This window comes from Bacteriovorax sp. As-1 (assembly GCF_058446905.1).
The window spans coordinates 408328-424569 of record NZ_CP184341.1 but is presented as its reverse complement, the minus strand read 5'-3'; the positions used below and the strand labels follow the sequence as shown (position 1 = coordinate 424569).

At 41.1% G+C, this 16242-nt stretch carries 18 protein-coding genes; 9 read left to right on the top strand and 9 right to left on the bottom strand.

Annotation, left to right across the window (positions count from 1 at the left end; all coding sequences use genetic code 11):
* Window positions 1-126: 126 nt before the first annotated feature.
* The 4 genes from ACN20O_RS02140 to ACN20O_RS02125 form a co-directional block, all read right to left on the bottom strand.
* Window positions 127-327: a hypothetical protein gene (locus tag ACN20O_RS02140; protein ID WP_491636749.1), complete on the bottom strand. Its 201-nt coding sequence runs from the start codon at window positions 325-327 to the stop codon at window positions 127-129.
* 103 nt (window positions 328-430) lie between these two features.
* The gene (locus ACN20O_RS02135) at window positions 431-1636 is read right to left on the bottom strand and encodes an NAD(P)/FAD-dependent oxidoreductase (RefSeq protein WP_491636747.1); all 1206 of its coding nucleotides are present in this window, start codon (window positions 1634-1636) and stop codon (window positions 431-433) included.
* 73 nt (window positions 1637-1709) lie between these two features.
* Entirely contained in the window at window positions 1710-2180 is a 471-nt protein-coding gene (locus ACN20O_RS02130; protein WP_491636745.1) for a hypothetical protein, read from the bottom strand.
* 88 nt (window positions 2181-2268) lie between these two features.
* Window positions 2269-2712 carry a hypothetical protein gene (locus tag ACN20O_RS02125; RefSeq protein ID WP_491636743.1) on the bottom strand — a complete coding sequence of 148 codons (444 nt, stop codon included), beginning with the start codon at window positions 2710-2712 and terminating at the stop codon, window positions 2269-2271.
* Between the two features lie 113 nt (window positions 2713-2825).
* On the opposite strand from ACN20O_RS02125, the gene ACN20O_RS02120 reads away from it, so the two are divergent.
* From ACN20O_RS02120 to ACN20O_RS02100, 5 genes are all read left to right on the top strand, one after another.
* Window positions 2826-4055, top strand: a complete 1230-nt coding sequence (locus ACN20O_RS02120) for an MFS transporter (RefSeq protein WP_491636741.1) — start codon at window positions 2826-2828, stop codon at window positions 4053-4055.
* A gap of 103 nt (window positions 4056-4158) precedes the next feature.
* Window positions 4159-4485 (top strand): FHA domain-containing protein, encoded by a 327-nt coding sequence (locus tag ACN20O_RS02115; protein WP_491636739.1) that lies wholly within the window; start codon window positions 4159-4161, stop codon window positions 4483-4485.
* A 185-nt stretch (window positions 4486-4670) separates the two neighbouring features.
* Complete coding sequence (locus ACN20O_RS02110; RefSeq protein WP_491636737.1) at window positions 4671-6389, top strand: ABC transporter ATP-binding protein; 1719 nt, start codon at window positions 4671-4673, stop codon at window positions 6387-6389.
* Between the two features lie 2 nt (window positions 6390-6391).
* Window positions 6392-7015: a hypothetical protein gene (locus tag ACN20O_RS02105; protein ID WP_491636735.1), complete on the top strand. Its 624-nt coding sequence runs from the start codon at window positions 6392-6394 to the stop codon at window positions 7013-7015.
* The gene (locus ACN20O_RS02100) at window positions 7012-7329 is read left to right on the top strand and encodes a DMT family transporter (RefSeq protein WP_491636733.1); all 318 of its coding nucleotides are present in this window, start codon (window positions 7012-7014) and stop codon (window positions 7327-7329) included. Before ACN20O_RS02105 ends, ACN20O_RS02100 begins: the two co-directional genes overlap by 4 nt.
* Window positions 7330-7332: 3 nt before the next feature.
* Here ACN20O_RS02100 and ACN20O_RS02095 read toward each other — a convergent pair whose 3' ends face one another.
* The 3 genes from ACN20O_RS02095 to ACN20O_RS02085 form a co-directional block, all read right to left on the bottom strand.
* The gene (locus tag ACN20O_RS02095) at window positions 7333-7761 is read right to left on the bottom strand and encodes a hypothetical protein (RefSeq protein ID WP_491636731.1); all 429 of its coding nucleotides are present in this window, start codon (window positions 7759-7761) and stop codon (window positions 7333-7335) included.
* Between the two features lie 77 nt (window positions 7762-7838).
* Window positions 7839-9413, bottom strand: a complete 1575-nt coding sequence (locus tag ACN20O_RS02090) for a GIY-YIG nuclease family protein (protein ID WP_491636729.1) — start codon at window positions 9411-9413, stop codon at window positions 7839-7841.
* Complete coding sequence (locus tag ACN20O_RS02085) at window positions 9410-11785, bottom strand: ATP-dependent DNA helicase (protein WP_491636727.1); 2376 nt, start codon at window positions 11783-11785, stop codon at window positions 9410-9412. The genes ACN20O_RS02090 and ACN20O_RS02085 overlap by 4 nt, the downstream gene beginning before the upstream one ends.
* 126 nt (window positions 11786-11911) lie before the next feature.
* Here ACN20O_RS02085 and ACN20O_RS02080 point away from each other — a divergent pair, with 126 nt between their 5' ends.
* Window positions 11912-12148 (top strand): hypothetical protein, encoded by a 237-nt coding sequence (locus ACN20O_RS02080; protein WP_491636725.1) that lies wholly within the window; start codon window positions 11912-11914, stop codon window positions 12146-12148.
* Here ACN20O_RS02080 and ACN20O_RS02075 read toward each other — a convergent pair.
* Window positions 12145-12297 (bottom strand): hypothetical protein, encoded by a 153-nt coding sequence (locus tag ACN20O_RS02075; protein WP_491636723.1) that lies wholly within the window; start codon window positions 12295-12297, stop codon window positions 12145-12147. The genes ACN20O_RS02080 and ACN20O_RS02075 overlap by 4 nt on opposite strands.
* A 47-nt stretch (window positions 12298-12344) precedes the next feature.
* Window positions 12345-12731 (bottom strand): hypothetical protein, encoded by a 387-nt coding sequence (locus tag ACN20O_RS02070; protein WP_491636721.1) that lies wholly within the window; start codon window positions 12729-12731, stop codon window positions 12345-12347.
* Between the two features lie 30 nt (window positions 12732-12761).
* Between ACN20O_RS02070 and ACN20O_RS02065 the strand changes: the two genes are divergently transcribed.
* From ACN20O_RS02065 to ACN20O_RS02055, 3 genes are all read left to right on the top strand, one after another.
* A complete protein-coding gene (locus ACN20O_RS02065; RefSeq protein ID WP_491636719.1) occupies window positions 12762-13259 on the top strand; it encodes a LysR family transcriptional regulator substrate-binding protein in 498 nt (165 codons plus the stop codon).
* 66 nt (window positions 13260-13325) lie between these two features.
* Window positions 13326-14963, top strand: a complete 1638-nt coding sequence (locus ACN20O_RS02060; RefSeq protein WP_491636717.1) for an acyl-CoA dehydrogenase family protein — start codon at window positions 13326-13328, stop codon at window positions 14961-14963.
* Between the two features lie 129 nt (window positions 14964-15092).
* Window positions 15093-16211, top strand: coding sequence for a DegT/DnrJ/EryC1/StrS family aminotransferase (locus tag ACN20O_RS02055; RefSeq protein ID WP_491636715.1), 1119 nt, complete (start codon window positions 15093-15095; stop codon window positions 16209-16211).
* Window positions 16212-16242: the final 31 nt, after the last annotated feature.

Here is a 16242-nt window from a genome sequence, read left to right as displayed (position 1 = left end):
TATATGCGACGGGTAATTACCCTAAGAGATTGGATATATTATAGGCTTTTATCTTGGGCAGAGCGCGTAGGGAAGGTGGGAAGGGTTACTTCCCACTGCTGTCTCTATGAGGGGGGAGAAGATCTACTATTTGTTAACAGTAGATTGTGTGGATGGTTGGGCCAGTTTTTCTTTCACGCAGTTTTTTAATTCTTTTTTGATTTTGCCTTCTGCCTTACATGATTCGTAGGCCGCTTTTCTTAGTTCTTTATTGTGTTCAACTTTTGTTCCAGCAAAAGCACTCATTGATGAAAGTGTTAAGGCCATAATAACTAGTGCATTTTTCATAAATCTCTCCTTCGATGAAAGTCACTCACCATGAATGGCTTTGTTCATGAGGCCATCTTGCTCTCGGGAGATTAAGAAGAAATTTAAAACGAATTAAAAGAATTTAATCCCGGTTAAAAGTAAAAATCTCAGCGTTTTCATTGCGCTTTTCCTGGATTAGATCGGCGATAATGTGAGCGGCAATCAAACTATATGTGATTCCGTTTCCACCAAAACCCAATGAGAAGTAGGTATTTTTCCTCTCGGGAATAGCCCCGATGTAAGGCAGTCCATCTTTGGTGCCACAAAAAATTCCGGCCCATGAAAAATCAGTTTTAAAGGGGATGTGCGGATAGAGTTTTTTGAAACTCTCTTCGAGAGCTTTTTGTTTTATCGGAAGTTTTTGATCCCGTCTTCGAGGATTGTGGGAGGGGTCATCCTTTCCGCCAATGAGGATTCGTTTATCACCGGTTGTTCTTAGATAGAGGTATGGAGTTGCAGTCTCCCAGATAAGGGATTCTTTGTGCCAGAAGAATTTTTCATCCATGACTTCACTTAAAATCGCATAAGTTGTTTTGGGAATTTCAACTTGTTTTGGAAGATATTTTTGCGATTCATACCCGCAGGCAATGATGAGTTTTTTAGCTTCAATCTTCAAACCTGAATGGCATTGTAAAGTGACGCCTTTTTGGTGGTGGATGATATCGAGCACCTCTGTGTTGTCGAAGACGCGCAGGTTTTTTTTATGATGAGAGGAGATAAGAGCATACGTGAGCTGAAAGGGATCAAGAACAGCTCCGTCCTTTGAGAATATTCCCCCATGCTTATTAAAAGAGAACATTTTTTTGATATCGGCAGAGGTGAGCCATTCGGTGTCTGAAATATGGTAGAGCTTTCTGAGTTCTTCTTCTTTTTGATGGTCGTGAAGATGAGATTTTGAGGAAGTAAATTGAAAGCTTGGATGACGTTTAAATCCGGTTTGGGGAAATTGTTTTGCCAGGGTTTCAAGATGCCCGATGGCCTCGACACAAAGCCTGTAGCTTTGGACGGCATGATTGACTCCGCGTTTTTTTATTAATTCATAAAGGGGAGTGTCGATCTCATATTGGATGAGGGCAGTGCTTGCAGCTGTACTGCCAAATCCACAGTGGCGCTTGTCCAGCATGATGACGTCAAATCCAAGTTTGCAGAGAGCGTCGGCCATGATGGCCCCGGAAATACCGGCCCCCATGATGGCAATGTCGCCTTTGAGTGATTGCTTGAGTGAGGGAAAAATCCCCAAAAGTCCATTTTTGATCGGCCAGAAATTTTCAGAAGAGCGCAAATCCATTGTTATCCCCTAAGGTTTATTCCTTAAGAGAAAAGATTGCAAAAAAAAGGCCCGCTTAAAGCGGGCCTTGATATTAGAAGCCTCTTAGGCGGTTTTCAATAACTGCTTTGTAGATTTCTTGGTGATCTGCTGATTTTGGGTCGATGATTTTACGAACTTCTCTTAGAGTTTTAAAACCATTGTCCAGTCTCTTTTTATCAAGAGCTATGATTTTGCTTCTTAGCGAATTGAACTCTTTCTCGTTCATTTTTGGAGCAAGAACAGTTTCAATCATCACAACTTTTGTTTTTTCGATTTCTTCTGTAATTTCTTTGCGCTCAGCTGCTGCTTTTTCTTCAAGAGCAAGAAGTTTGTCTTTTTTGTCTTGAGAAAGAGTAGACGTCTGGATTTGTTCCTTTACAGTGTGCTCAATTGATTTTGTCATTGAAGCAGGAACGGCCTTTACTTCTTGTTCTACTTTTTCAGATGTTGTTTTGTTGCTTGCGCAGCTTGAAACCACAAGTGCTGCGGCCAACATAGCGATCAGGGATAAACTCTTCTTCATAAAATCTCCAAAAAATTGTTATGCCCAATACTATATTAAGATATTTAGAAAAAATGAAGATAATAAGTAGAATGTTGCAGTGTGAGAATTAGTCTATTACTTCAATTATGGCCGTCGTGGCCGTCAGAGAGCTTTGGTTGTATTGAAGAATGCGCACCTTAGTGCCTTCTTTTAGAAAAAGCGCGCTATTTTTATCGACACCGCGGATGATGTCTGCTGCCTTGGTGTACATATAGGTGTCTTTTGTCAGTTTTAAAACTGTTCCAGGTCTGACAATGAAGTCGCCAATTGGCGTCCAGTCTTTTTGGATTAATCTATCGCGCTCTATGTCTTCGCCTAAAACATACTTGGCCGAAGAGATCTCTTCTCTTAATGATTTTGTTTTCCCTAAAAAGATAAAACCAATGCTCTTGGGAGTTGAAACAATATTTGTTGCTCCAGAAGCGGGGATTCTTTCTGACTCAGAAAATTGAGCGCATCCAGAGTTAAGAATAAGCAAAGAAAACAAGAATGTGATGTTTAATTTTTTCATGAAAACCCTATCGGATAAAAGCGTCTTTAAACAAATATTACGCAGAAATAAAAGTGCATCGCTCGGATATATTTATCGAGGCGACTTCTGAAATAAGTGCTAATTTATCTTCTATGATCAAGGCACTTAAGCAGCCTCAAATTTTGCGTCTCTGGTTTGGCCAGGCCTTCTCTTCTATTGGAGATGAAATCTACCGGGTAGGTCTTATCTGGCTTGCTGTGGGGATTATGGGTCCCGACACAGGTTATCTGGCGGCAGGACAGACTGCTTCGCTTATGCTGCTTTCTTTTATCGGAGGCAAGTGGGCCGATCGCTGGAATCCCAGGCGAACGATGATGTGTGTGGATTTCATCCGCGCATTGATTGTTCTTACTCCTGTAGTCGTTTCTTTTTTTATGCCGACACCACTGGTCCTATTGTGGGTTATGGCCTTTACACTTGCCGGACTCAGTGCTTTTTTTGATCCAGCCACTCAAGGTCTTATTCCTATTCTTGCCGGCAACACTGAGCTGATGCAGTCAACGAATGGTTTGATGAGCACTACCATTCGCATGGCCCGCATGATAGGTCCGGCCATCGTTGGACTTTTATCTGCCTTTATTCCAATGATTCATTTCTTCACTATTGATGCTGTGACATTTTGCGTGTCAGCTTACTGCGTTTACTCGTTAAAAAAATACCTTCCGCCAATGGATTACTCGAAGATGCCCAAGAGCAATTTTAAAACGGCAGTGCTCTCTGGTTTTCACCTGGCCCGCAGTGTTCCAGGAATGAGTTACGTTTTCTTTTCTAAGGCCGTCACTGCCGGTTGCTGGAACTTGGTTATCGCGATTGGCTTTCCACTTCTAGTGCATAAGATGAGTGGCAATGACCCTCGTTATTTCGGATTGGTTATGGCCTCATACGGGGTAGGGAACTTTATTGGTGCCCTTTATTTTGGGAATAGGGAAAGAAAAAGGTTATGGGAGCTTTATTTTTACGGGCTTCTCTTTTTAGGGATAGGTTTCATTTTGATTGGACTGGCCCCCGATGTTGAGTGGATTATCCTGGCCTCGGCCTTTGCTGGATTCTTTGGACCGATGAATGATTTGGCCTTCATCGATATGCTTCAGAAAAAATTTAAAGTGCAGGACTTGACCAAAATGTTTCGACTGCGCCTGGCCTCAGAGTCGACTATGACTCTGTTTTTTACACTCATTTCACCTTGGTTAATCCGTACGACATCAGTCCGTACGTCTATTCTCATTGGGGGAAGTATCTGGCTTGTTAGTGCTTTAGTCGGTTTTTTAATGCACAGAAGTTTTCACAAATCGTATCAAAATTCACAAGAGCTTCATTCATAGAGGTTAATCCTTTCAGTGTCCGAGTAAGAAGTCGAAAAAAAATCTTTTCACAATTGACAGTAAATTATCTCAGGTCAATGATTAACAATAGAGGAGTCATTGCATGTCTATTCATATTGCTTTTTATCAAGGCGAGATGAAGCTCACGACTGTTGAGCTAAAAAAGAAAACTTATCTTGGCCGTAGCCAGGAAAATGATATTGCTATTGATGATCCCAGTCTTTCCTCAACTCATTGTATGATTGAGATTGATCCCAATAATTTTATTCAGGTCTATGACCTCAATTCAAAAAATGGAATCCATTTTGGCGGAAAGCGTGTGGCCTCCCATACTTTGCTTGTGGATCAGCGTTTATATTTTGGTTCGCACCACATCATGATAGAAAAGCAGTTTTTAACTCCTGAAGAGGCCAAGCATTTACGCGAATGAGTTAATTTGAGTCGCATTATCTCGTTAAATGTTTTGTGATTTAATTTGGAATACTAATGTTTGACCTATCAAACTTTTTCTAATACACTCATCCAGCATTCTTGTCTTTTTTTCGTTCAACTTCGCCCGATGCCAGCTACAATGTTCTCTTATAGGAAAAATAGAGAGGATAAGAAGAATTTATTATGAGTACAAATCAAGAAAACTTAATTGAGATCAGAAATCTTAACGTCACTTTCATCTCTGATGGAAAAGTGGTTAAGGCCGTTAAAGATTTAAACCTTAATATTCCTCACGGAAAGACTATCGGTCTAGTAGGTGAATCTGGTTCAGGTAAATCTGTAACATCTCTGGCAATCATGAGACTGCTTCCAGATCACGGTGGGATTAAAATCACCGGTGAAATTTTATACAAAGGTCAGAACCTTTTAAATCTTTCAATGAAAGATATGCGACAGGTGAGAGGAAACAAGATCTCTATGATCTTCCAGGAACCGATGACCAGCTTAAACCCGGTTTTCACTGTTGGTCAGCAAATCGATGAAACCATTCTTCTTCACCAGGATATCTCGCGTGAAGAAGCAAGAAAAAGAACAATTGAACTACTCACTGAAGTAGGAATTCCTGATCCATCAAACAAAGTAAACGCTTACCCGCACGAAATGTCGGGTGGACAAAAACAACGTGTAATGATCGCGATGGCAATGGCATGTGAGCCTGAGCTTCTAATCTGTGATGAGCCGACAACTGCTCTAGATGTAACGATTCAACAGCAGGTTTTAAACCTGATGATTGAACTTCAGAAAAAACACAAGATGAGTATGCTCTTTATCACGCACGATCTTTCAGTTGTTGCTGATATCGCAGACCAGGTTGCAGTTATGTACCGTGGAGACATGGTAGAGCAAAAAACTTGTAAAGAGCTTTTCGAAAACCCAGAGCACCCTTACACCAAAGGCCTTCTGGCGTGTCGACCAAAGCTAGATAAAAATCCAAGACGTCTTCCGACTGTTGAGGAAATCCTAAAAGATGAAAAAGCTTTCTACCAGGCACTGGTAGATTACAAAGTTCCAAGATCAATTGATGAAGCAAAAAACCCAGTCATTCTTGAGCTTCAAAACTTAAAGAAATACTACCCGATTAAAGGCGGACTATTTGGCCGCAAAGTTAAAGACTTTAAAGCAGTTGATGATGTTTCTATCAAAATCAGAAAGGGAAGAACTTTCGGTCTGGTAGGAGAGTCTGGATGCGGTAAAACAACTCTGGGAAGAACGATCCTGCGTCTGATTGAACCTACTGAAGGGAAAATCATTTACATGGGTGAAAATATCATTGAGAAAAACCCGGAAGAGATGCGTGCACTAAGAAGAAAAATGCAGATCATTTTCCAGGACCCGTTCTCATCAATGAACCCGAGAATGACGATTGGAGATATCATCACTGAACCTCTAGTGATCCACGATATCGGGACGAAAAAAGAGCGCCTGGAAACAGCGGCGATGCTTTTAGAGAAAGTAGGTCTTTCGGCCGATGCTCTAAACCGTTACCCGCACGAGTTCTCTGGTGGACAGAGACAGCGTATCTGTATTGCGCGCGCTCTGACTTTAAAACCAGAATTTTTAATTTGTGACGAATCAGTGTCTGCTCTCGATGTGTCTGTTCAGGCTCAAGTATTAAACCTGCTTCAGGACCTGCAAGACGAGATGGGGCTGACTTATATTTTTATTTCTCACGACCTTTCAGTTGTTAAGTACATGTCGGATGAAATCGCTGTTATGAACAGCGGTAAGATTGTTGAACTTGCAGATGCAGAAACAATCTACAACAATCCACAAAACGCTTACACGCAGAAGTTAATTGGTGCAATTCCAAAGGGTCGTCCGGGAACATTTGCACAGGGCTAATAATGGAAACGGCCAGAAATGCCAGAGTGCTTTTAAAGAGCACTAACCAGGGAACTCTCACGCTTTTAACCAAGCACTACAATGAGTATTTCCCGATGTCTCAAAATCTCCCTTTCGTCTTATCAACAGAGGGAGAGATTCTTTTTTACCTAAATAATCTTGAGATCAAAAACAGGGGCCTTAAAGATTATAATCGCGCAGGCCTTTACGCGAGTAAGGGTCTTGAAGCAGTTGAGATCATGGGCCGCCTGATCCTGTTTTCACCAACAGATCTTCGCTACAACCGCATGGCATCTCAGTTCTTTGCCATCCACAAAGAGATGCAGGAACTTGAAGAGACGAGCAACTATGCGTTCTATTTATTAAAGAATGATTTTGCCCGCTATTTCACTAATCCAAATGAATTCCAATCGCTTTCTATTGAAGGCATGAAAGTGAATCCTCCAGTATCGCCAATCGAACTTTCCCTTTTAGCAGAGGGCTTTGCTGATCATCATATTTCCAGCATTGATAGTGATGGCTTCTTTTTAGAAGAAGATAAAGGATTAATGTATAAACCTTTTGAGTCTACGCTTTATTCTGTGGAAGAAATTTCACAGGAGCTAAACAGTATGTTTAACGTATGAGTTGGGTTTATCTTACGATCGCTATTGTCTCTGAAGTCTTAGGAACAGTTTCTTTAAAACATTCAAACGGTATGACGAACTGGCTGCCCAATTTTGGTGTGCTTTTCTTTTATGGGCTGACGATTTATATGCTTTCTTTAGTCGTTAAAACCATTCCTATTGGAACGGCCTATGCAATCTGGTCAGGGATGGGAACAGCGGTTGCTGTTTTAATCGGATGGCTTCTTTATTCGGAAAGAATCGAAATCGCCCATGTCCTGGGCATTCTTTGTATTGTTCTTGGCTCAGTGATTTTAAAATTTGCCGACGCCTAAAAGTTACCTACAAAGTAATCCTGGTTGTCCATTCCTGTCTGTGAAATTGAAATAAGCTCTTACATCAAGGTCGTTAATTAACACTTGTCCTGTGTAATGAGTAAAAACATTGTGCTCGCTAAAGTGTGGGGACAGTCTCAAGTAAACGCCTGCGGCATCTCCACGTAGATTTAAGTCGGTTGTATAAAATTCAGGAGTGATGCGGATATTTGAATTGGTATAGGACTGGTTAGAATTTAGGTTTTTGACTTTTAGAGTGGCGCCGAATTCATAGAAACCAATAAACGGTTTTTCAGGAGAGATGTCTTTTGAAAAAGTGATAGTCAGGCCCAGGCGATCGTCAATTGAAGGTGTGCAGTTAAGGGTTCTTACTGCATGTGCGTTTAGAGTGATAAAAGAGAACATTAGTGCTGTTAAGATTTTTGTTTTCATAGAGTGAAAGTTTATGAATAAGAAAATTTAAAGACAATGTCTATTAGAAGAGGATGCTAATAACTTTTCACAAAAAATTAAATAAAAGAGATGTGATAAGTTCCATTTTGTGAACGAATCCTGTCGAGTTCACTTAAAAGCACTGTCATGCGGTCATAAGTCTCAATCGAATGATCGGCCCAGCTGTGATTAATGTGTGAATGCTCATCATTGTCCAGGTAACCATTCCTGATTTTTAAAGAGCGTGCCGGGTAATTTAAGGGAGCATAATCGATATCAGTGTTTAACATGCGGTTAATTTTTCTCGCACGCAGGTAGCTGTGGCCAATGCGAGTGAAATGCCTTTCAAACTTTGCAGCCACATCTTCTGGAGTGAGAACAACTTCTGCTTCCTCCAGCTCTTCTTCGATTTCTTCAATGGTCTCTTCGTCAAAGTCGGCGATTTCTTCTTCTGGTTCTTCTTGTCTATGCCATAGGATGCCTTGAGCGATGATTGATCTCATTGAAGTAAAAGTTTCAGGAGAGAAGCCATGAGTCTCACAGAAAAGATCAAACCCCGCTTTTATCAGCCCAGGGTCCATGGGATCAAAGAAAGTATTTTCATCGGGCAGTCCTTGGTCTTTTTCTTTTAAATACTCGATAAACTTCATCATCGCTTCAAAAACCATGGCATGGGAAAAAGGACCGATGGTATGAAGATCATCTGGCGTAGAAGAGAGGGAAATAAAGTCGCGGTCAAAAAAGACAAGTGAGCGTTGTCCTTTTTTAAGAGCGATATTGTAGCGCGGATTTAAACGTTTAATCTCGTCAGTTTCCATCAGGGCCGCTTCCAGTGGAGTCGCGCATTCAGTGACTCTTAAATCGAGAACCTGAGTGAGCATTTCCAATTTTTTTGGATCGCGCTTTTTTTGTCCGCGGAAATAACTATTCACTCTGGATTTTAACGACGTGGCCTTACCGACATAAAGCACTTCGCCTTTGTAGTTAAGCATGCGGTAGATGCCAGGGACATCAGGCAGTGTCAGTCGCTTTTCTTTGGGAAGTGGGTATTCGTATTTGGTTCTTGTCGCCTTTGGAGTTATGGAAAGCCAGTTTTCTAATTCTTCGAAAGTTGAAATTTCTTTTTCGGCCAAAAGAGAAAGGAGTTTATCCCAGATAAGCCTTGTGGCCTCAACGTGAGAGTGGCCGCGCTTCAATTCACCCGCATCATATCCAAAATACCCGGCGAGACCTTTAATTCCTCTGGTCGGTAAATTGGGAAGAAGGCGCTTGGCGATTTCATGGGTGCAAAGAATAACAAAAGGAAGTTCTTCTTTTATGGCCTCAAAGGCCGACATCAGAAACGGTTTTTCAAATTGGGCAAAGTGAATCACGCAAATAGCTTTTTTATCAGAAGAAATCTTTTCAACAAAAGAAGAAAGTCTTCTCATTGCTTCAGGAAAGGCAATGGCCGTCTTCATATTCTCGGCACTTACTCCTGTGATCATTTGGATTCGTCTTGGAACTTCCAGACCTTGCGGTTGCTCTACGAAGAAGTTTTCGACAGGAGAGGTAAGGGTGGCATAGGCCATCTCTAAAATATGAGCGTTACCTGGTTTTGGGCCAGTGGTTTGCAGGTCGAGGAAAAAAAGAGGAAGACTACTTAGTTTCATGAACTCTTCTCCCAAAAATCTTTAATGTCTTGAAGAATTTTTTGAGAGACTAGCTCTCTTGGCGTCTCTTGAAACCATTCCTTAGGCATCGTCTGGTAATAGCTTTCTTCTAAAAAGCGCGGGTCAATCAGTATAATGATCCCTCTATCGGTTTCTGTGCGGACAACTCGACCAGCGGATTGGATCGCTTTGGCCATGGCCGGAAAAACATATGCGTAGTCAAAAGCGTTCTCACTGCCGTAGCGTTTCTCGTAATAACTTTTAATTTGTTCGCGTTCAAAATCAAAGTTAGGAAGAGCTGGACCTACAACGAAGGCCCCGATCAGCATATCGCCCGGGTAGTCGACACCTTCAGAGAAAACTCCTCCTTGCACCCCTAGAAGAAGAGTCGGGGTTTGTCCCTCTCTTAATTCATGCAGATAATCCTTAATAAGGTTGATCTTCATTTCTTTTTTTTGAGTAAGAACCTGATAGCCTGGAAGAGTGATTTTATCTTCAACCATCTTCATAAATTCAAAGCTTGGAAAAAGAGCAATGTAGTTGCCTGACTTAACGGCAAGGATTCGTTCAATGACTTCACTGATTTTTGGAGCACTCTGGTGACGGTCTTTGTACTTGGTGGAAATTTGTGGGATCACCATGATCTTGCGGTTATCCAGGTCAAAAGGTGAAGAGAACTCCACGCATTTTGTTTTCTCATTAAACCCCATGAGTTGTTGATAATAAGAAAAAGGCTTAAGTGTCGCTGAAAAAGCGGCAGTGTTTTTAAATTCTTTATAAGCAAGGGCCAGCTCTTTGCTGGCATCACAACAAGTGATTTTTAACAATTCATCGTTATATGTTTTCTGATACGTCTGAAAGAATTCGTCTCCATTTAATTCGAGGCTTTCGACAAAACCACTCATCAAATTTGAAAGCTCCAGCACTGGATCATGGGCGCGGATATCGGCATCGCTTTCTAAATAGCGGGTGACAAACTCGCGCACACTTTGGGCCATATCTAAAAATGGCCTAGGATCAATAGTAATTTTGCGCGAACCACCCTCAGCATATTTTTTGATTAAAGCGGCCAGGTATTGAGTGAGCGCGACTCCTTCATCTAAAAAATGTTCTGAAGAGAGCGACTGGGCCATGGCAAGTTCAATCTTCTTGATATTTGCAAGTGAGAGAGCAGGAGAGAAGTAATCCTGAGCTCTTGAAGGAAGATTGTGGGCTTCATCAATAATCAGGTTAGGTTTTTCTTTAGGCTTAATCATCGGCTCTGTGAGCCTTCCGATTAAACTTCTTGGTGAAAAGACGTAATTATAATCACCAATCACAACTTCTGAGCGGTCGATGGCCTCAAGAGAAAGTTCAAAAGGACAGACTTTATATTCTTCTCCAAGGGCCTTTAATTTCCTCATCGTAAGTTTTTTGACTTTGGCGACTTTATTAACTAAGTCATGTTCAGCAAGCTTAGTATAGTAATCGCGGGCAAATTCACAGTACTCTGGATTGCAGAGCACTTCTTCTTTTAAGCACATTTTGCTTTTAGAAGTAATGGTCACACTCTTAATTTTTGCTCCACCTTCTTGCATCAGTTCAACGGCGGCTTCGGCCACCTGGTGCTGAGAGTTTTTTGGTGTAACAAAAACAGTCTTTTGTCCGCGGGAAAGAGACTCTTTGAGTGAAGGGTAGAGAACGCCAGCTGTCTTTCCAAGACCTGTTGGAGCTTCAATTAAAAGAGGAATAGTCTCAGCAAAGCTTTCTAAAATGGTTTGCACTAATTCCATTTGTCCAGGTCTGGGGTGAGGAAAAGGAAAGGGCATGCTCTCTGCAGTTTCCAATCTTTTGTTATAAATTTTTTCTTTAACTTTCGTTTCTTTTACCAACTCTTCTAAACGGCGTGCAAGCCATTCTTCATAACCTAAAGTATCAAGTTCAATATCAAGCTCAACTGTTTTGAAGTTACGGGTTGAAATAAGAATAAATTTTAAATCAGGAATGATGCCTGTTTGTTGGTAATAAAGATAACCATAAGTGCGAAGCTGCCAACGGTAAGGATGATTTTTGTCTTCAATGAGTTTTTCTTTTAACTCTTCAGCATTGAAGGCCGTTTTGATTTCTTCAAAAAGCGGAGTCGGTGATTCAATAAAACCATCAGCTCGTCCCGAAACGACAAACTCATAAGGCTTTTTTTCAAATCCTAATGTTAAGAATTTTTCAGACGTATAGCCTGGTCGTTTTTTAGCGCTGTCTTTTTGATAAATCTGATGAATTTCTAAAGCAGAGTGAGGAGTGCCACCAAATCCAGAGTGGACTTCAATGCTTCCGACCAGCGGAGCGGGAAGGGCAAAATGTCTGACATCAAGATTGATTTTTTTGAGACTCACCGGCCTAGGATAGCAAGGTCCTCTTTCATCTGGAAAGGAAAAGGGGCTTTTTGCGATGAGCATCATGTCTTTTATAGGAAAAAGGAGCACTATTTTGTTTAGAAACCACAAAAAAAGGCCAGACAAATGAACGTCAAATATATCGCTTACAATCTCCAGGAAGCTCAGGAAGAAATCGAAATCATGTTGAAAAAAATCCAAAGTGGAAAAGAGTATGCTCATGAGGATTTTTACAAATCCATGCAGCACCTTATTCATCATGTGAATATTGCTTGGAATGCAAGAAATGCGACGGAAGAAGAAGTAGAGGAAAGTGACCTTGATAAATGGAGCCACTTCCCTAAAGACTTTAAATTGATTTAAAGTTCTTCGTGACCAATTTCACTGCAAGCAAAAGCTCCGGCAATACTTGATTTAACTTTCATCTCGACAGGATAATTTCCTTCAGGAGTTAAAGCGCACCCAAGTTTTACGCCTAAGTCAGAGCTTAGAGATGTTGATGGTCTGATCATTATGGCGTTCTTTTTATACGTTTCACCATTTTCCAGAGTGAGGCTTTCTAGTTTTTACTAGCTCCTAAGAGTTGTATAATTTTTTCTGGATGAAATTCAATCTTTTTATCCTGAATAAACTTTAAATTCTCTTCGCTGTATCTTTGTGATCCATTGGCAAAAATGCTGATTGAATTTGAAAGCGGTTTAACAATCCCGGCAATATATAAAGTGTACTCTGGTTCACCGACGATGGCGAAATCAGATCCTTTGAGTTCATACCCATGGCAGTAAGGGCAGTGAATCGCTGTTTCTCCCCAGTATTCGAGAAGGTTGGGAAGGCTATCGAGGTCATCTTTAACTCCGTGAGCGAGGATAACTTTTTTTGCCTGTACAGATTGTCCATTTTCAAAAAAACCTCTGAAGAGTACTCCTTCTTTTTTTATGTCGATCAACTATCAAGTTTAAAAAGCGGTGATGTGGATGTGCTCATTACGATTTCGCGATTAAATGATCCAGGTCTTGTTTGCAGAGAAGTTCAGTCTCAAGAACTGGGGCTTTGGGTGAATCGCCTTCATCCTTTTTCAAAGAAAAAGAAAATTAAGCTAGCTGATCTCAATAATGAACCTTTTATTTTTCACCCAAAATCAGAAAATCTCGGCTTTCAAAAAGACTTTCAGGAGTTTTTAAGAGGCAATAGAGTTATCATCAGACCTTATTACAAAAAAAACAATGAAGGCTGTGCAAACTTAGTGGTTATCGGGAAAGGTCACTTACTTACATCTAAGCGAATGGTGGAGTCACGTCACGATGCCGTTTTTGTTCCGCTAGAAGACTTTTCGGCCAAGATGAAAATTTACGCTTATTGGAACACGAAAAATAACTCAGCGCTCGTCAAAACATTTATGCATTTTATCCAGGACGCAGGTCATATTCCTGCGTCAGGATTAGACTCTCATTTTTGTAGTCTTCCACTCAGGTAATGCAGGTTTGGAAAAAACGCTCTCCTTTGTTAAACTTGGACGGTAAAACTCATTAGGGAGCGAGCGATGAAAGAATTTTTTCAAGATGGTCCTGTTTTAAGAAATCAGTTTGATAATGATCAAGTCTTAAAAAATTACATCGAAGAAAAACTTCCGGCGAGTATGAAGGCCACTGTCACAGCTGATTTAAAACGCTTTGGTGAAAGAGTCACTAAAGATGTTTTAGAGATGGCCAAGAGTGCTGAGAGCAATCCTCCTAAGCTTGTGCAGTTTGATCCTTGGGGAAAACGCATCGACACTGTTGTGGTTGACCGCGGTTGGACTGATTTGCACCAAGTGAGCGCTGAAGAGCAAATCGTCAAACTTGGCTATGAAAGAAAATACGGAAGCCACTCGCGCATCGTTCAATTTGCAAAACTTTATCTCTTTCACCCTTCGAGCGCTTTTTATTCATGCCCGCTAGCAATGACTGATGGAGCGGCAAAACTCATTGAGCTCTATGGAGATCAGGAGTTAAAGTCGACTTACAATCACCTGACGTCTGATGTGGCAAAAGAGTTCTGGACTTCAGGACAATGGATGACTGAGCGAACAGGTGGATCAGATGTCTCTCATACTGAAACCATTGCCCGCAAGATTGATGGGGAGTGGAGACTCTTTGGAACAAAGTGGTTTACGTCAGCGATCACCAGTGAGATGTCGATGGCCCTTGCCCGCATTGAAGATGAAAACGGCAATGCAGTGAAAGGAAGCCGCGGTCTTTCTCTTTTTTATATTGAAATAAAAAAAGCAGATGGATCTTTAAATAATATCGAAGTTCTTCGTTTAAAAGATAAATTGGGAACAAAAGCACTACCGACGGCAGAATTAAGGCTCCACGGAGCAAAAGCAAAGCTGGTCGGAAATGTTGGCGAAGGTGTTAAGCAGATCGCTTCGATGTTTAATGTCACGAGACTTTATAATTCGGTCACATCTATTGCGGCCTTTAGAAGAATTCTTGCTCTTGCCACAGATTATTCAACGAGAAGAAGGGCCTTTGAAAAAATTATCGATCAACATCCTTTAACCGCAAGACTCCTTGATTCAGCACGATCTGATTTTAATGGTGCTTTTCACTTTACTTTTTTAGTTGCTGAAATTTTTGGCAATGAAGAAGTTTATCAAGATAACAATATTTTTAAAGCAAGTAGAGAAGACTTAAATAAGATTCTTCGTCTTCTGACTCCCGTCTTAAAACTTTATACGGCAAAAAGAACGGTTCAATGGACGAGTGAACTTTTAGAAGTTTTTGGTGGAGCAGGATATATCGAAGACACAGGGATTCCTCTTTTATACCGAGACAATCAAGTGTTTGCTATTTGGGAAGGAACGACGAATGTTCTTAGTTTAGATCTTCTTCGCGCTCTAAAAAAAGATCAGTCGTGGCCTCTTCTCATTAATTTCTTAAAAACGGAATTAGAGAAATCTAAACGCGCTGATAAAAGCAAAGTCGAAGAGAGTTTAAAGAAACTCAACCAATGGGTAATGGAGTTATATAAAGCGGGAGATGTGGCCTTAGAAACTGAAGCCCGTGAACTTGCTTTTAAACTCGCTGATCTGACTGGATGTGTGGCCTGGTTAAGAGATATGGAAGGCAGAGCAAGTGTTTCAGCAGAAGAAACCAAGGCGCTTTCACAATTCATTGAAAAACGCCTGGCTTTTTAGAAAATGTACGCACTAACAGCTCTGGATTGCTATTGGCGTTATTAAAAATCCCCATCTGAGAGGTTGCATCTTCGATAGAGCTACTGGATAATTGAGGCGTTATTTAACACTTTATCCTCGAGAATACATATGAGCATTCAACAAGTTCCATTTATTACTTTAAATCGTTTTGAGCCAGGTTTCCGCGATGAGTTTTTAGCTGGAGTGGCTTCACTTTTTGATAAAACTCAATTCGTTGGCGGGCCGATTGTTGCTGAAATGGAAGGCAACCTTGCGACATACACAAAATCAAAGCACGCAATTGGTTGTGCTAACGGAACGGACGCTATTCAAATTGCTCTACGTGCAGTTGGTGTTGATAAGAACGACAAAGTTCTTGTTCCTGATATGACTTTCTGGGCGACATTCGAAGCGGTTGTTAACGTAGGAGCAAATCCGGTTACTGTTGACGTTAACCGTGAAGCTTGTCACTGGGACTTGGCAACTTTTAAAAAAGCTGTAGAGCAATTCAAACCTAAAGCGGCCATCATGGTTCACCTTTACGGATGGGTCACTCCAGAAACTCTAGAGATCAGAAAATTTGCTAAAGACGCAGGTGTTATTTTAATTGAAGACGGAGCTCAGTGCTTTGGTACAGAAATCGACGGGCAATCAGTTGTAGGAACAGCTTTAATTTCAACAACAAGTTTTTACCCTGCAAAAGTTCTTGGGGCTTCAGGGGACGCGGGAGCAATCTTTACATCAAATGATGAGTACGCAAAAAACTGCCGTACACTCATTAACCACGGAAGAACTGATCACTACTCTCACGGAATGATCGGATGGAACTCGCGCATTGGTGCTTATGAGTCGCTATTCTTAAATATGTCACTTAAGCACATCGACGCTCGTATTAAGAGCCGTATGAACGCAGTAAACTTCTATGAAGAAGCTTTAAAAGGTCTTCCATTTAAGCCAGTTCGTGCAACTAAAAACGTAAAAGAAAACGGTTACTGTGCAGTAGGGATGATTGATCCATCTCTAAGGCCTGCACTTATTGAATCGCTTAAAAAAGCAAACGTTGGTTTCGGGACGATTTATCCTGGTGCCATGAGCATGCAATCAGGAGCTCCTGCTTATTTAGCTGGAAAAATCGACAACGGAAATGCTCACTACATTTCTCAAGCGGTTTTAAACCTTCCATGTTTTGCTTACATCACGACTGAAGAGCTTCAGTATGTTTGCGACACTGTAAAAAAACACTTCTAATTCCCTAGGATAAATATCCGCCCTGAAAAGT

Bases quoted from the DNA above. Each gene is read 5' to 3' on its own strand.
- ACN20O_RS02140 (WP_491636749.1), bottom strand. From the start codon at position 327: ATGAAAAATGCACTAGTTATTATGGCCTTAACACTTTCATCAATGAGT.
- ACN20O_RS02135 (WP_491636747.1), bottom strand. From the start codon at position 1,636: ATGGATTTGCGCTCTTCTGAAAATTTCTGGCCGATCAAAAATGGACTT.
- ACN20O_RS02130 (WP_491636745.1), bottom strand. From the start codon at position 2,180: ATGAAGAAGAGTTTATCCCTGATCGCTATGTTGGCCGCAGCACTTGTG.
- ACN20O_RS02125 (WP_491636743.1), bottom strand. From the start codon at position 2,712: ATGAAAAAATTAAACATCACATTCTTGTTTTCTTTGCTTATTCTTAAC.
- ACN20O_RS02120 (WP_491636741.1), top strand. From the start codon at position 2,826: ATGATCAAGGCACTTAAGCAGCCTCAAATTTTGCGTCTCTGGTTTGGC.
- ACN20O_RS02115 (WP_491636739.1), top strand. From the start codon at position 4,159: ATGTCTATTCATATTGCTTTTTATCAAGGCGAGATGAAGCTCACGACT.
- ACN20O_RS02110 (WP_491636737.1), top strand. From the start codon at position 4,671: ATGAGTACAAATCAAGAAAACTTAATTGAGATCAGAAATCTTAACGTC.
- ACN20O_RS02105 (WP_491636735.1), top strand. From the start codon at position 6,392: ATGGAAACGGCCAGAAATGCCAGAGTGCTTTTAAAGAGCACTAACCAG.
- ACN20O_RS02100 (WP_491636733.1), top strand. From the start codon at position 7,012: ATGAGTTGGGTTTATCTTACGATCGCTATTGTCTCTGAAGTCTTAGGA.
- ACN20O_RS02095 (WP_491636731.1), bottom strand. From the start codon at position 7,761: ATGAAAACAAAAATCTTAACAGCACTAATGTTCTCTTTTATCACTCTA.
- ACN20O_RS02090 (WP_491636729.1), bottom strand. From the start codon at position 9,413: ATGAAACTAAGTAGTCTTCCTCTTTTTTTCCTCGACCTGCAAACCACT.
- ACN20O_RS02080 (WP_491636725.1), top strand. From the start codon at position 11,912: ATGAACGTCAAATATATCGCTTACAATCTCCAGGAAGCTCAGGAAGAA.
- ACN20O_RS02075 (WP_491636723.1), bottom strand. From the start codon at position 12,297: ATGATCAGACCATCAACATCTCTAAGCTCTGACTTAGGCGTAAAACTT.
- ACN20O_RS02060 (WP_491636717.1), top strand. From the start codon at position 13,326: ATGAAAGAATTTTTTCAAGATGGTCCTGTTTTAAGAAATCAGTTTGAT.
- ACN20O_RS02055 (WP_491636715.1), top strand. From the start codon at position 15,093: ATGAGCATTCAACAAGTTCCATTTATTACTTTAAATCGTTTTGAGCCA.